The 14,274-nt window shown below is 65.0% G+C and carries 13 protein-coding genes; 4 read left to right on the forward strand and 9 right to left on the reverse strand.

Annotated features, from left to right (window positions below):
• Positions 1-71: 71 nt before the first annotated feature.
• From ACIA5A_RS15235 to ACIA5A_RS15255, 5 genes are all read right to left on the reverse strand, one after another.
• A complete protein-coding gene (locus ACIA5A_RS15235) occupies positions 72-332 on the reverse strand; it encodes a DivIVA domain-containing protein (RefSeq protein ID WP_396761642.1) in 261 nt (86 codons plus the stop codon).
• A complete protein-coding gene (locus tag ACIA5A_RS15240) occupies positions 332-1,318 on the reverse strand; it encodes an oxidoreductase (protein WP_396761644.1) in 987 nt (328 codons plus the stop codon). The genes ACIA5A_RS15235 and ACIA5A_RS15240 overlap by 1 nt, the downstream gene beginning before the upstream one ends.
• Positions 1,315-1,527, reverse strand: coding sequence for a hypothetical protein (locus ACIA5A_RS15245; protein WP_396761646.1), 213 nt, complete (start codon positions 1,525-1,527; stop codon positions 1,315-1,317). Before ACIA5A_RS15245 ends, ACIA5A_RS15240 begins: the two co-directional genes overlap by 4 nt.
• Before the next feature lie 203 nt (positions 1,528-1,730).
• Complete coding sequence (locus ACIA5A_RS15250) at positions 1,731-2,543, reverse strand: hypothetical protein (RefSeq protein ID WP_396761649.1); 813 nt, start codon at positions 2,541-2,543, stop codon at positions 1,731-1,733.
• A gap of 62 nt (positions 2,544-2,605) precedes the next feature.
• Entirely contained in the window at positions 2,606-3,076 is a 471-nt protein-coding gene (locus tag ACIA5A_RS15255; protein WP_396761652.1) for a glycine-rich domain-containing protein, read from the reverse strand.
• A 169-nt stretch (positions 3,077-3,245) separates the two neighbouring features.
• On the opposite strand from ACIA5A_RS15255, the gene ACIA5A_RS15260 reads away from it, so the two are divergent.
• The 4 genes from ACIA5A_RS15260 to ACIA5A_RS15275 all read left to right on the forward strand — a co-directional run bounded on the left by ACIA5A_RS15260 (position 3,246) and on the right by ACIA5A_RS15275 (position 8,579).
• Positions 3,246-4,670 carry a helix-turn-helix domain-containing protein gene (locus ACIA5A_RS15260; protein ID WP_396761655.1) on the forward strand — a complete coding sequence of 475 codons (1,425 nt, stop codon included), beginning with the start codon at positions 3,246-3,248 and terminating at the stop codon, positions 4,668-4,670.
• Positions 4,667-5,575: a phosphotransferase family protein gene (locus ACIA5A_RS15265; RefSeq protein WP_396761658.1), complete on the forward strand. Its 909-nt coding sequence runs from the start codon at positions 4,667-4,669 to the stop codon at positions 5,573-5,575. Before ACIA5A_RS15260 ends, ACIA5A_RS15265 begins: the two co-directional genes overlap by 4 nt.
• A gap of 314 nt (positions 5,576-5,889) precedes the next feature.
• Positions 5,890-7,638, forward strand: a complete 1,749-nt coding sequence (locus tag ACIA5A_RS15270) for an AIPR family protein (RefSeq protein WP_396761661.1) — start codon at positions 5,890-5,892, stop codon at positions 7,636-7,638.
• Between the two features lie 806 nt (positions 7,639-8,444).
• Positions 8,445-8,579 carry a hypothetical protein gene (locus ACIA5A_RS15275; RefSeq protein WP_396761664.1) on the forward strand — a complete coding sequence of 45 codons (135 nt, stop codon included), beginning with the start codon at positions 8,445-8,447 and terminating at the stop codon, positions 8,577-8,579.
• A gap of 350 nt (positions 8,580-8,929) precedes the next feature.
• On the opposite strand, the gene ACIA5A_RS15280 is transcribed toward ACIA5A_RS15275, so the two are convergent.
• The 4 genes from ACIA5A_RS15280 to ACIA5A_RS15295 form a co-directional block, all read right to left on the reverse strand.
• On the reverse strand, positions 8,930-9,592 hold the full coding sequence (locus ACIA5A_RS15280) for a GIY-YIG nuclease family protein (protein ID WP_396761667.1): 663 nt from the start codon (positions 9,590-9,592) through the stop codon (positions 8,930-8,932).
• 343 nt (positions 9,593-9,935) lie between these two features.
• Complete coding sequence (locus ACIA5A_RS15285; protein WP_396761670.1) at positions 9,936-10,352, reverse strand: very short patch repair endonuclease; 417 nt, start codon at positions 10,350-10,352, stop codon at positions 9,936-9,938.
• A 24-nt stretch (positions 10,353-10,376) separates the two neighbouring features.
• Positions 10,377-11,537 (reverse strand): DNA cytosine methyltransferase, encoded by a 1,161-nt coding sequence (locus ACIA5A_RS15290; RefSeq protein WP_396761673.1) that lies wholly within the window; start codon positions 11,535-11,537, stop codon positions 10,377-10,379.
• Between the two features lie 566 nt (positions 11,538-12,103).
• Entirely contained in the window at positions 12,104-14,263 is a 2,160-nt protein-coding gene (locus tag ACIA5A_RS15295; RefSeq protein WP_396761676.1) for an MMPL family transporter, read from the reverse strand.
• Positions 14,264-14,274: the final 11 nt, after the last annotated feature.

Below are 14,274 nucleotides of genomic sequence, written 5' to 3' on the forward strand. Positions count from 1 at the left end.
AACGCGTCTTCCCTGATCACCAGTCCCAGCGCGGGGCGCAGCCTGTCGCCATGCCGATATTCGACCGCCGCTCAATCGGTGGAATTTCCAACGTCGACCCGCTCCGACTGCCAATTGCGCAACGCAGTTTTGATCCGGCGGTTCTCGGCGCTCACCATGCCGAGCAGCCGCGACCGCTCGGCCAGCTCGTACGCGAGGCGGTGCAGGACCGCGTCCACGTCCTCGGTGCGGTAGCCGCGCCGCAGCCGCGACGTCAACGGCAACTCGACCGCCTCGACGCGGCCCGGCGTGAGCGGCCCGACCAGCGCGTGCGCGCTGCGGTAGACGGCCATCACCGGTCCCCGATCACCGGCAGTCGCCGGCGCTGCGCGGGCACCCCGGCGATGCTCAACCAGTGGCGGGCGGCGGCGAGCATCCCGGGCGGGCCGCACACGTGCACGTGCTGACCGGCCCGGTGGTGGTAGGTCGCCAACGCGACGGCCGTGCCCCGCTCGGCCGGCGCGGCCTCCGGGTCGGCGGAGAACGCCGGCACCACGGTCAGCCAGTCGTGGGCCTGCTGGAGCTTGTCCAACGCGATCGCGTCGTACAGGTCGGCGAAGGTGCGCGCGCCCACGATCAGCGTCACCCGCCTGTCGACAGGCGCGGCGGCGACCTGCTCCACCAGGGCCCGCAACGGCGCCAACCCGGTCCCGCCGGCCACCAGCAGCAGATCGTCACCGCCGTCGACCAACTCCAACCCGGAATCCAGCGGCGCGCCGAGATGCAACAACTCGCCGGGGCGTACCTCGTGGACCAGGCTCCGGGAGACGGCCCCGACGGCCCGGACGTGGAACTCGATCGTCCCGTCCGCCCGCGGCACGTTCGCCGGCGACAGCCACCGCCACCGCCCCGGCCGGCGCGACGTACACACCGGCACCGCCTGGCCGGCGCGGTGCGGCAGCCGCCGCCACGGACGTACCGTCACCGTGGCGATCGTGTCGGCGGCGCGGTCGTGGTCGACCACCTCGACCGGCCACCAGGCCGCGCCGTCCCCCACCCGCGCGGCGGCCCGCTCCACCAGCCGCCACGCCCGCCACCAGCCCAGGCCCGGCGCGGGCAGCAACGCGTCGCCGACCACCGCCGCGTGCCAGGACCGAAACCCGAAGCTCCGGTACGCGCACCCGAGCGCCCGCAGCAACGCCAGCCGCCCCGCCCGGTCGTCGCCGCCCGCCAGCAACCGCAGCAGCGACGCGTGCAGCAGCGGCGCGTCCCGCTCCGGCAGCAACCCTGGACAGCGGTCCTGCACCGCCGCCCAGAACCGGTCCGCCTCCTCGCTCACCGCACGTCGCCCGCGCCGAAACCGGCCGCGCCCAACGTGGCGTGCCCCCAGCGGGCCAGGCGACACGGGTACGGGACGCGCTCGCTGCGGCACAGCGGCCCCTGCGGCCAGCGTTCCGGCACGTGCACCCGCACGGCCAGCGCGGCGAGGACCAGGTCCTCGTCGGTGACCGGGGTCGGGACGGGGAAGTCGGCGAGTACGGCGGACATCGGTGGGCGCCTCCGGGTGCGGGTGTCGTGGGGTGGCGCCGGGGCGGGCGGGGTCGGCGGGTCGCCGCGATCGGGGGACGCGACACCGGCCGGAGCCCAGCACCCGCCCCGGGCCATGCGACGACTGTCGACCTTGGCGGCTGGTGGCGGTATATCCCCGCGATCTTCGCTCGCATGCACGCCGGGTATACGACCGGTCACGCTCAGGCTGAGGCGGGGCGGCGACTCTCCCGGTGGTCGAGCCACCGGCGGGCGGCGTCCAGGAGCGGCCCGCGATGCGGGGCGGGTGAGCTGCGCTGCCGGCGTTCCCAGAGCCGCGCCAGGGCCACGGCGAAGGCGCTCACCGCTTCCGGGCGCGCCTCGGCGAAGGCGGGCACCCGGGACGCCCACCGCTCGGCGTCGGCCGGGGAGTGCCCGGCGCGCACCAGCCGGACCAGCATGAACGCGGCGTCGATCCAGGCGGCCCCGCGGCTGGGCGCGGACCAGTCGACAAGCCGCAGCCGGTCGCCGTCGAGGAGGAAGTTGCGCGGCGTCATGTCGGTGTGCAGCAACGTGTCCCCGTCGACCAACTCGGGTGCGACGAGGCCGCGCCACCGCTCGGCGAACGGCTGCACCGCCACGGTCGGACTGGGCGTCAGCCGGCGCGCGAGCGTCGACAGCAGGCCGGCGACCGCGTCCAGGTCCGGCGAGCCGGGCTCCAGGCGGGGATGCCGGCCCGGCGCGTGGTCGAAGCCGAGCAGCAACCACCCATCCCGCTCGACTGTCCACCGCAGCCGGGGCACCACGTCGGGCAGGGCCGGATTGATCCGGGCCTCCCTGCGGTACGCCCAGCCCTGCCGACCGTCGACCCGCCCGCCCTTGCAGAAGACGCGACCGTGCGCGGTGCCGATGACGGCGGCGAACTCGCTGGCGGCCCCGTCCGGCACGGAGTCCACCCGGAGGACGTCACCGGCCTGCCGCGCGACGTCGCGCCGCACCGCCCCGGGCAGCTCGTCCCAGTGGTGGCGTTGCGCCATCGGTGTGCCCTTCGCCGGCGGTGGTCCCGGCCAGCGTATGCCCGGGACCACCGCGCGACGGGTCACCCGGTCGGGCTGTCGTGGCACCCCGCGTGGCACTGGTGGCACTTGGTCTCGCACTCCGCCGCCACCGCCCACAACTCCCGGTCGAGCGCGAAGCCGGCGGCGGTGATCGCGTCGACCGTGCGGGAGATCGGCACACCCAACGGCTCCGGTGCGGCCGGCCCGCTCTCCTCGGTCGGCGGGTCGGGCTGGTGGTGGATGAACCGGCCCGCGACGCGCTGGCAGAAGTCGGCGTAGTCGCGGGTGTGCAGGATGAACGCGTGCCAGCCGAGGTCCACCAGCTCACTCGGGCCAAGCGGCACGGTCGCGGTGGCGCACGCGCCGAGGAAGGCGAGCGCCTGGTCCATGACGCGGGCGGGCAGGTCGGCGGCGAGGTCGGGATGGTCGCGGGCGATGCGGGCGGTCAGCGCGTCGAACAACTCGGCCGAAACGAGCGCCCGACCGGTGCCGACCCGGTCAATCGTGAGCATCGTGCTCCTTCCGTCAGGGGTGCTCCCAGATTCGGCACGGCGACCGACGCGAACCATGATGCGGCGATCGTTGTCGATATGCGTGGCACGCATACCGTCGCCCCGCGAAACGGTTTGAATGGTTAGGCTCGATTTCGGACACAGCCACCCGCGTGGAGCGAGGTTGCCGGTGACACACGCGAACTGCCCCCGCTGCGGCGGACGCCTGGCCCGCGACAACGACAGCGGCCGGTGCGCGCCCTGCCAGGCCGCCGAGCGCGACCGGTTGAGCGCGCCGCCGGTGGTACCGGAGTCGTTCTGGGAACACGAACCGGTGCGGCAGGCGCTCGCGTCGCGGCATCTTGGACAGGTCATCCGGGCGTACCGATACCACCCGTACCACGGGCGGAACCCGCTGCCGCAGAGCGTGGTGGCAGGATGGCTGGGGATTACCCAGGCGCAGTTGAGCCGGATCGAGAACGGGCCGGCGCTGGTGCACCTCGACCGCTTGGCCCACTGGGCGTCATTGCTCGGAATCCCAGCAAGACGGCTCTGGTTCGCGACTGGCGCGCACTCCCCGGCTGCTCCCCTAACTGGTGCGCCGGACGTAGGCAGGCGAGCCCTCCTGGCCGGCATCGCCGCCGTAGCGACGGGCGCCGGGTTAGTTGCAGCAACCGGCGACGTCCAGCCGCGCCGCCTCGGCAGCGCTGATGTGGCCCGGCTGAACGCCGTCCTTGACCTGTATCGATCGGTGGATCGCGAGAGCGGCGGAGGTCTGCTCTACCGCGAGATCGCCCGGTTCGCCGAATCGGTCTACCGCATGCTCGACTGGTCCCACCCGACCGACTTGACGCCTCGCCTCGTCGCGGCCGTGGCGGCAGCTCGTCAGTTGGCCGGCTGGACCGCACTGGACGCGGGCCGGCACTCCGACGCACAGCGGCATTTCGTCGCTGCCGAACGCGCGGCGATCACGGTTGAAGACACACCTTTGGCCGCGTTGATCCGCTACTCGCAGGCCAAGCAGTTGCAGCACCTACGACACAACCGGGACGCTCTGGTGACCCTGCAACTGGCGCAAGCCCAGCTTGGTCAGCGCGCAACGCCGGCCATGAGTGCGTTGCTCTTCGGCGCTCAGGCCGCCTCGACTGCCGCGCTCGGAGACCACCAAGGCGCGTTGACCATCCTCGGCCGGGCAAGTGACCTGTTCGAGCGCATCGAACCCGAGCGCGAACCAGCGTGGATGGCGTTCTACGACCGTGGCGAGCTTCTTGCCCAGTACGGTCGGGTGTACCGGGACATCGCTCGGCAGGCCGGCACACATGCCGAAGAGGCCGTGCGGAGCGTGGAGGGGGCTATCAACGCCTTCGGTCCGGCGAACGTCCGAAGCGTGGTGCTCAACGAGGCCGGATTGTGCAGTGCTCTCTTCCTCGCCGACGAGCCCGAGCGAGCGGTGGCCGTCGGTGCGCGTGTGGTCGAGCAGTCCAGTGCGCTGACGTCGCGCCGCGTGATCGACCGGGTCGTCAATCTGCGCCGTGATCTCAAACGGCATCGGCGGCTTCCCTCGGTCGCGGAGTTCGAGCACACGCTCAAGGCGCGGGCTGCGGTCGCGGTATGAGCGGGCGCTTCTCGCAAGCGGCGATGACCCGGGCCATGCGGGAGATCGCAGTCGGTCTTGGCGTGCCGTCCGACGATGCTCAGCTCCTGCGATTGACGAACAATGCTGTGTTCGCGCTGCCGAGGTCCGGCCTCGTCATCCGCATCGCCCGCACACATCGCCTGCGAGACCGGGTCACGAAGGTGGTGCAGCTCGCCCGATGGTTCGCCGAGATCGACGCGCCGACGATCCGACTAGCACCGGATATCCCCCAACCGGTCGAGGTCGGCGATCTGGTTGCCTCGGTATGGAGCTACGTTGCCTCGCACACACCAGCACCGACCGTGGGAGACCTGGGCTCGGCGTTACGAGAATTCCATGCGCTCGGCACACCGCCGTTCCCATTGGCGCGGTGGGACCCGATTGGCGACGCGCGGCGGCGCCTAGAGGATGCCGACGGGTTGCGTCCGACCGACCACGAGTACCTCCTGGCGTGGTGCGACCGCTTGGACCAGCAGGTTGCCGCGCTCAATCGGGAGAGCGGACCAACTCTGATACACGGAGATGCCCACGTGGGCAACCTCCTGCGAGAGCCATCGGGCAGGCTTATACTCTGCGACTTTGATTCGACCTCAATCGGGCCATGGCAGGTGGATCTTGTCGCCGTTGCGGTGGGCGAAGCTCGCTTCGGAACCGGCGGCGCCTACCGACGACTCGCCAGCGCCTACGGGCATGATGTCACCTTGGACAGCAGTTGGCTCACTCTCAGGGCAACCCGCGAGTTAAAGATGATCACAGCCGCTGTCCCCCTACTCGCTAGTTCACCAGAGATAGCTGAAGAGTTTGCCAGTCGATTGACATCGATCCGCGATGGGGCGGAAGGTAGGCGATGGAGGCCGTTCGCGGACGCCCTTCCTAAGCCTTGACGAAAGACGTCCATCGCGCATCGCCAGGGAGACACGGACCCAATCTGCTAGTCAATGCGTGCCGCAGACGCCATGCACCAGCTCGTTCACGCGCTCAGCGGGATCGAAAATCAGCCTAAAAAACAGCAATCCGGACAAGCAAGTCCGGTACCTGTCGCTAACTTGGGGTCCCATCAGTCGGACTTGGCGTGTATGGTCATTGCTCCCTTGGACAGTCGGCGCAGGGGGCGAAGCTTGCCTCTTCCCGGCGCCGCGTCTGTGTGAAGTTTCGAACGTGCCATCCTCGGCATATCTCCGGCATGAGGAGCTTGGTCTTGGCTAGCAACGAAGTGGTCCTATTGGATGCAGCGCTGAAAGAGCGCCGAGAGCAACATGAGACCGAAGTCCCAGACTATGTAATCTTTGAACGCTTTGTTGCCGAAAAGGTACTTCGGCATGCCGATTTGAGCGACGAGGAGATTGAAGCAGGAAACATCGGGGGAAATAATGACGCCGGACTGGACGGTGCCTACACGTTCTTAGGGGAGGCGCTATTAGAAGAAGATGACGATCTCCTAAGTGATGAAACGAAGCCGTCAGACCACGCCAAAGGGCAGACGCTAACCCTATGGCTCATTCAGGCAAAGACTTCGAACTCCTTCACGGAGAACGCGATCGACCTGCTAGCGTCGTCGCTGAATCGACTGCTTGCGCTCGCCCCTGACGAAAACTCTCTACAGGCTTTATACTCTTCGGATATACTGAACCGGGTCGACATATTCAGGCGAGCTTGGACCAAGCTGGCTACAAGGCAGGTAAAAATTTCGGTACACGTCGTATATGCCACAAAGGGCGACGTGAACGAAATCAATTCGAAGGTAAGACTGAAGGCCGATGAATTGGTCGCGACAGTAAAAGAGCTTATTGTCGGAGGCCGAGTTTCGTTTGACTTCTGGGGGGCACGGGAGCTGTGGGACGCCCACAACGATGCGCCAAGCTACACATTGCGTTTGGCCTTCCAGGAACAAGCTAATACCGGAAGCAGCCTGGTCGCGCTCGTTCGTCTCTCGGACTACGTGAAGTTCTTAACTGACGAAGACGGCTCGCTTCGTAGGCATATATTTGACTGGAATGTGCGCGACTATCAAGGCGGTGCCATCGGCGTCAATCGGGAAATTTCCAGAACTCTTACCGATGAGAATGCTCCCGAGTTCTGGTGGTTGAATAACGGCGTAACGATTCTGTGCTCCGCGGACATAAGTATCGTCAATAAGACATACATTCTCGAAGACGTGCAGATAGTGAACGGCCTTCAGACCTCTCACACGGTCTTCAAAGCCATGCAAAACCCGCTAGTCGCAGAGCGGTCGGGCAACAAAGCGATCTTAGTGAGAATCCTCGCGACGAACGACCCTGCCGTTCGGGATCAAGTTATTCGCGCAACTAACCGGCAGACCAATGTTCCGGAAGCGTCTCTTCGCGCAACCGAAGAATTGCAGCGAAAGATCGAAAGTTACTTCGCTTCGAACGAGTGGTACTACGACCGACGGAAAAACTTCTACCGTAACGTCGGTAAGAAGGCTGAACGCATTGTAAGCATCCCTTATCTCGCCCAAGCAGTCATGGCCATGGGCCTCTCACAACCGAACCACTCCAGGGCCCGCCCTACCTCTCTCCTGAAAAAAGATGAAGATTACAATCGCATTTTCTCGGAGAAAGTTCATCTAGCAACCTTCCTGTGGGTAGTAAGGAATCAAAAGCTTATAGATGCCCACTTGTTGAAAGCTTCTGACATTACCTCATCAGAGCGCTCGAATCTCAAATATTATCTTTCAATGCTGCTGGTTGCAAGAATGTTCGGCGATCATGTTCGGCATACTTCCCAACTAAATAAGATCGCCAGCGAAGATGTTTTAATTGACGAAAAAGATATCGCCAAAGAATTGGACTTGCTCCGGCATTTGGCCCAGAAGTTCGGCGAGCCCAGAGGATTCACTCTGGATCGCACTGCCAAGAATGCAGAATTCGCCAGTTTTGTGCTGAGTGAGGCGTTCCCGAATAAGGCCACTGGTTACAGATCTTGAGAAGGCTACGTTTGTCCACTGCGGACGGCGTGTCGGCGTGATCTTCGCCGATTGGGGGCAGGAGCCCCGGAGGTATGAGATATCCCGACGAAGGTGGATTGTCCGACCGAGGGCGAGCGAAGTGTGAGGCGGTGCGATGGCAAGGGGCCCAGGGGTTCGGGCAGGACATCCAGCTTGCCGAGGTGGGCCGATCGCTGCGGGTGTCGCTGGCTGCGGTGCACGGCTGGCGAATACGGTGGCGCGCCGAGGGTGAGGGCGGGTGGCGTCGAAGGCTTGGGGGGTCCCGCTGTCGCCTGGACGCCGGCCGGCTACGGCGCCTGGTGGACGCCCTGGATGACGGGCTGGCCGCGCATGGCTTCGCCAGCGGCGGGTCCTGGCGCACGTGTCGGATCTGTTTGCTTGGATGTCCCGCACCCGGTACACGCTGCCGTGGGACGTTGTACCTCCCGTACCGCATCAGCTGGTCGGTGGCACGAACAGCGCAACACAGAGCGCTGACGCTCTATCCCGTCAACGACTCCCTCGACCGGGCGTTGATCCGTCTTGACCAGGCCATGGGCCTCTCATGGGAGGGCGACACGAGCAGTACGGCGCTGAGAGGCCGAAACGCCCTCCTCAACCTGAGCGCTTCGCAGCGGAACGGTCTCGTCGCCACACTGACTTGGGTGTGAGTCGCTTCCTACGGTGGCTCGTCAACGAGGCAAGGGCAGTGAGATGTACTGCATTATCAGGCAAACCTCCGCTGGATAAAGAGGCTGACTTCCGTGCCGTCCGTTTGTCCCGCCGAACCCGCTGGTGCCTTCAAGATGGCTGATCTGCACGAAGAGACGGACCGCTTCTACGGGGAGACGGACTTCGCCGCTGTCGAGGACCCCGTGGCCGAGATCCAGCCCGAGTGTTCGACACGGGCGCTGGCGTGCGGACATGCTGGCCAGAAGTGACGACGGCGATCTTGTCTGCCTTCCGCTTACTCTTACCTCTGGCCAGCAGTTGGGCTCACCCGCTCCCTCTACCTCAAGGAGTTGTACGTTAAGGCAGCCGACCGCAGGCAAGCATCGAACGGCTCTTCTTGGAGTTCTGAGCACGATAATGTCCGATGCTGACAGCAGCCTGGTTGAGTGGACAATGATCGATAAGTTTACATGGACAGCAACCTCATGCCCAAATGGGGTCTGAGCAAATAAACAGCAAGATCGACTATCGGAACCCGGTCGAGTCGTAGCGAAGAATCCCTACTCCACCCAATCAGGATGTTGATCGATAGCTCCTCCGCGTGAGGAATCTTGGAGGCCTATTCTTCAAATTCTTCGTCACTCAGCTCCTGCAGTACATTACCGACCAGCTCCGGAACGTTGATTGCAGCAGCAGAGGGCCCCGCCCTGCCCTCAGCATAGGCCAACCGTGCCGCCGCCAAGTCAGCGAGACGGATTGCTTGAATCACTATGACACGCCTTAGGCCTGCGGAAACCTCCCCGCGCTCATGCGCGACTGCTGACACCCTTGCCAGGGTTTCGGCACGGCGGGCAATTCGAACATCAGGGTGCTCGCGATCCTCGCGCATGTCGTGGGGGATCAAGTCGAACTGGTATGAGACCGGCAGCTCTACCGAATCGCAGACCGGGGGGATTTTTTCGTTCAGAATCGCATGATACTTCGACTGATCAATTGCCCATCGGTATACTGAGTACTCGATAGCATTGAGCTTCGCCTTCTTTTCCGAATCGCCGCGTAAATGCTCCGCTGGCCACAGTTGCAGCTTCGCCACCTCAAAGGGGTCCAGAATACGATAGGCTAGGGTATCGCTTCGCTGACCAGTCATGTGCCGACCAACACGAGAGCCGAAACTTTCTACCGTTTGCCCAACATAGATGGGCTCGCCGTCGTAGTCGTAGAACGCGTAGACACCTATGCACTTACCCAACCGCTTACCACTCACCGCGTCCACTGAGGTCATTGCATCCTTCAGCAGTAGCCTGAAGTCTTGAACGAACCTAGTCGGCAGTGAGGCGCGCGGCGGGGGCTTCCGGTCCGGCTGGCTGTACGAAGCAACGCCACGACTCGTCATTCAAATAACCTCACTCGCTCTCCGGCATTGAGTCCGGGATCGAGTCTACGGCCCACTGCGCGCGTCCACAAAGGACCGCCTAGACGATCTCATTGACGGTATGTCCATCCGCGCCTGAACAATCATCCGATCTTGAGGCTGCCATTCAGTGCCCTTGCAGGCTCAAGCAGCGGCAGTACCCCTGAATGTTGCCGTCCGGTCGCAGATGTGTCCGATACTGGACAGCGACTTGTCAAGCCGTAAGGATAGCCTCGATGAAGTCAGCCGACTTGTTAGGCGGATCATGCTCCCAGACCCGGCAGACGGTCCAGCCAGCGGCCCGCAGTGCATCATCAACTAGCACATCTCGCGCTTTGTTGCGATCGATCTTCTGATGCCAATAGCCACTAGGATCAGACGGCATCCGGCAATGGACCGGACATCCATGCCAGAAGCAGCCGTCGACGAAAATCGCCACTTTGCGTCGCGTGAATACGATATCGGGTCGAACCGCGCGTTGGGCGAGCTCGATTCGATAACCTACCCGGTAGCGAAGTCCTCGTCGAAAGAGTTGGCTCCGGAGAGCGAGTTCGGGCTTCGTGTCGGTACTTCGATTTGAGCGCATCGCCTTAGAAGCTGATGACGGCGGCGGAGAAGGAGGTAAAACCATCGCGTTAAAAATGAAGCCGTTTAATCAAGCCCCGCAAATGGGGCTGTCCGGTCTCAGGGTTGGGGCGAGGTAGTGATTGCCGATCCATTCGATGACATCTACTACCACAGCATCTCCGAATCCAAAGAGCTGTTGGTTCGGCGTACCGGCGATGAGTTTGTAATCGTGGGCACCCATTAGATTGGCATACTCACGAGGAGTCATCCATCGGATTGCCTGACTACCCTTGCCCAGGCGCACTAGAGCCTGCCTACTCGACCCCCCACCGGTTGTTCGGAGGCACCCAGCGATAGCGTCTTTCCGCAGTTCCCACATTGACACGCCCTGCCGCGTTCGCCGGTAGGCCGTTCTGTATGTGATTGCCTCGCCGGTGAGGAGGGAGTTGAAGCGGAGCCGCTGCACATCACTGAGCGAGTTAACGAATGCTGCTACTCGATCGCGATCCCACCAAAGAGATGGACTTGCGTCCGTCTCCACGAAACCCTCTAGGTCCTGTGGACCCTCCGGCAATGTCGGCAGGTCAAGGTAGTGCATATCCAGCACCTGGCGGTGCATTTTGTGAATGGACTGCACCCAAGCCGGTCGCGAGTCGCTGATAGGCGGAACGTCAAACTTCGCTCGCGCAGGAAGCTTATCCTTTTGGATACCCACGATAAACATGCGAGGACGCGACTGCGGGACGAAATGGCGTGCGTCAACGGCGAGCACATCCACTGAATATTTTAGATCAGCCAAACAGGCCAGAGCGTCGGCGAGGTCCCTCCCACCATGGCTCGTAGCGAAACCATGGACGTTTTCAAGGAGCACAACCGACGGCCTCGGGGACATGCCCTTCAAAACTTTGGCAAATTCCCAAAACATGCCTGACTGCTCGCCGACCAAACCGCGCCGATTTCCAGCGAGTGATAGGTCAACACAAGGGAAGCTGCTAGTAGCCAATTCGATGCCGGCCGGAAGGTCTTCAGCCTCCACTCGTCGGACATCGCGGACAATGAAGTGATCTTCAGCATCTGGGTAGTTAGCTACGTATGCATCACGTTTGGCCTGCTTGATGTCGTTAGCCCACACCACTTGCACCTGAGCGCCCTTGACTCGCTCCAGAGCGGTCCGAACGAGGCCGATGCCAGCGAAGAACTCTGCTGCCCGGATGGGCGTGCTCTCCATGCTGTCCCTCTCGCCCATCATCGTCGCAGCTTATAGCGGGGAGGATGCTCGCCCCTAGCCACGACACCCATCTGTGATCATTCGATCATCCGTTCGACTCTCGCCGCAACCCGTCCGGGCAAGAGCGGAGCGGCCCCAAGCCGCCGAGCTTCTGATCAGGCCGACGTCGGTGGTCAGTGGTCTGAGGGTCGACGCCTCGGGAAGGTTGACCTCAGATCCTCGCCGGGCTCGGCAGCAGCCCAACTTCTGGAGCCGCCTGTAGGACATCCGGACGAGGGTGAGCGTGAAGCGAGCCGTGGCATCTGTGCTGTGCCGGCTCCGGCGCGGCCGCGCTGTGGTCGCCAGCGCCTCGCGGGGCGCACCGCCAGCAATCGACACGCCCAAGACGAACGACGCAGCGCCCAGCACCGCCGCCCCGACGATCGAGACCGATCCTGGGCTCCGCAACGAGGACGGTTCGACCTGATGTTACGCATGCGGATCACTCCTCGACCCGCGTTGAACAAGGGGCCAATCGTCGTCTTGGTTGCGTCATTCGCGCGTGACCGGACCCCACGGCGGCGTGTGATGGTGGTGATTGACCGCGATCACACCTGAGCGGCGGCCACCGGCTCCGGTGGCGGGTTCGCCGCCCCACCGTCCCGCCGCTCATCCCCATGCCCCGGCCACCACGCCTTGTGCCCGATCAACCCCGTCAACGCCGGCACGAAGAACATCGACATCACGAACGCCGACAGCACGATCCCGATCGCCACCGCGAACCCCATCTGCTGGAGGAACGAGATCGGCGCCAGCATCAGCACCCCGAACGTGCCGGCCAGGATCAGCCCGGCCGCGGCCACCGTCGGCCCGGCGTGTTCCACGCCGATCGCGGCGGCTTGGTGGGGTTCGTGTCCCTCCCGGGCCTCCTCGCGTAGTCGGGCGATCATCAGGATGTTGTAGTCGGTGCCGATCGCCACCACGAACAGGTAGAGGATGATCGGGAGCTGGAACGTGACGCCCGGCTTGCCCTGAAGGCCCTGGAACAGGTAGACGGTCGCGCCCAGCGTGGCGGCGAAGTTGAGCAGCACGGCGATCACCAGGTAGATCGGCGCGACGAGGCTGCGCAGCAGCAGCGCGAGGATCAGCGCGATCAGGCCGGCGGCGACCGGCAGGATCACCGACAGGTCGCGGTTGTTCGCCGAGTTGATGTCGGCGAAGATCGCGGTCGGGCCGCCGACCAGTGCCTTCGTACCCGATGGGGCCTTGGCGTGCAGCGCGTCGCGCAGGTCGTCGCGGACCAGGGTGATCGCCTCGTTGGAGACCGGGTTCTCGTCGAGCAGCAGGTTGATCCGGGCGACGCTCGGGTCGGTGGTGCTGCGTTCGGCCGGCTGCACGCGGGCGACGCCTGGCGCGTCGGCGGAGGCGGCGACGAAGTCGGTGACCTGCTGGTCGGTGAGCGGGGTGCCGTTGCCGGTGGTCAGGTAGACCTCGGTGGGCGCGAGCGCCCCGGCGGCGAAGCCGCGCTGGAGGTCCTTGGCGGCGCGCGCCGACTCGGTGTCCTGCGGGAAGCCGGCGCTGAAGTCGTAGTCGGCCTGATAGCTGAGCACCCCGGCGGCGAGCGCGACGAGCAGCGCGCCGGAGGCCGCGGCGACCAGGGCGGGCTTGCGGCCGACAGCGCCGCCGAGCCGGCGGGACAGGCTCGCCTTCGGGGTGCGCTGCCACGCCTTCGACGGCCAGAACACCCACCGCCCGAGCAGCGACACGATCGCCGGGATCAGGGTGAGCGAGGTGACCAGCATGACGCCGACGGCGATGGCGAGCGCCGGGCCGAGCGAGCCGAAGAAGCCGAGCGAGGCGAGCAGCAGCACCAGGAACGCGACGATGACCGCGCCGGCGGCGGACGTGATGACCTCGCCGACCCGCTGCACGGTGACGATCATGGCGGTGCGCTTGTCGTCGCCGGCGCGCAGCCGTTCGCGGTAGCGGAACAGCAGGAACAGGATGTAGTCGGTGCCGATGCCGAACAGCACGATCAGCAGGATGGTCTGGAGGTCCTGGCTGACGTTGAGGTCGAACGCCTTGCCGGCGGCGGCGACCAGGCCGGTGGTGACGGACATGACCACGCTGATCACCACGACCGGCAGCAGCGCGGCGATCGGGCTGCGGAAGATGATCAGGATCAGTCCGATGATGAGGATGATGGTGGCGACGCCGACCACCGCGAACGCCGAGTTGAACGTGTCCTCGTTGTCGACGAAGCTGGCCACGTCGCCGGCCACGCCGGCGGTCAGGCCGCTGCCGGCCAGCTCCGGGCCGAGGGCGCCGCGCAGGTCGCGTACCGCGTCGAGCAGTTTCGGGTCGTCCGGGGTGTCGGCGTCCAGGCCGACGGAGATGATCTGCACCGACTTGTCCGGCGCGACGGCCTGCGGCCCGGTGAGGTAGCCGGCGGTCTGCGGGATGTTCCGCCCCTTGAGCGCCTGGGCGAGCTGCCCGACGCGCGCCTCGTCGGCCGGGGTGAGCGGCTTGCCGTCGCCGCGTTTCACCACGACGGTGGCGGTGGCGGTCGCGGCCTGCGGGAACGCCTTGGTGGCCAGCTCGGTGGCCTGCACCGACTCGTAGGAGCGCGGCAGGAAGCTCTCCTGGTCGGCGGAGGTGATGTCGCTCAGCGACGGGCTGGTGACCACGATCGCGATGGCGGCGAGCACCCAGCCGCCGATCACCCACCAGGCCTTGCCGACGACGAACCTGCCCAGTCGCTCGAACATCGTTTCCCCCG

It is taken from the genome of Micromonospora sp. NPDC051300 (assembly GCF_044455315.1).
Lineage (GTDB): Bacteria > Actinomycetota > Actinomycetes > Mycobacteriales > Micromonosporaceae > Micromonospora > Micromonospora robiginosa.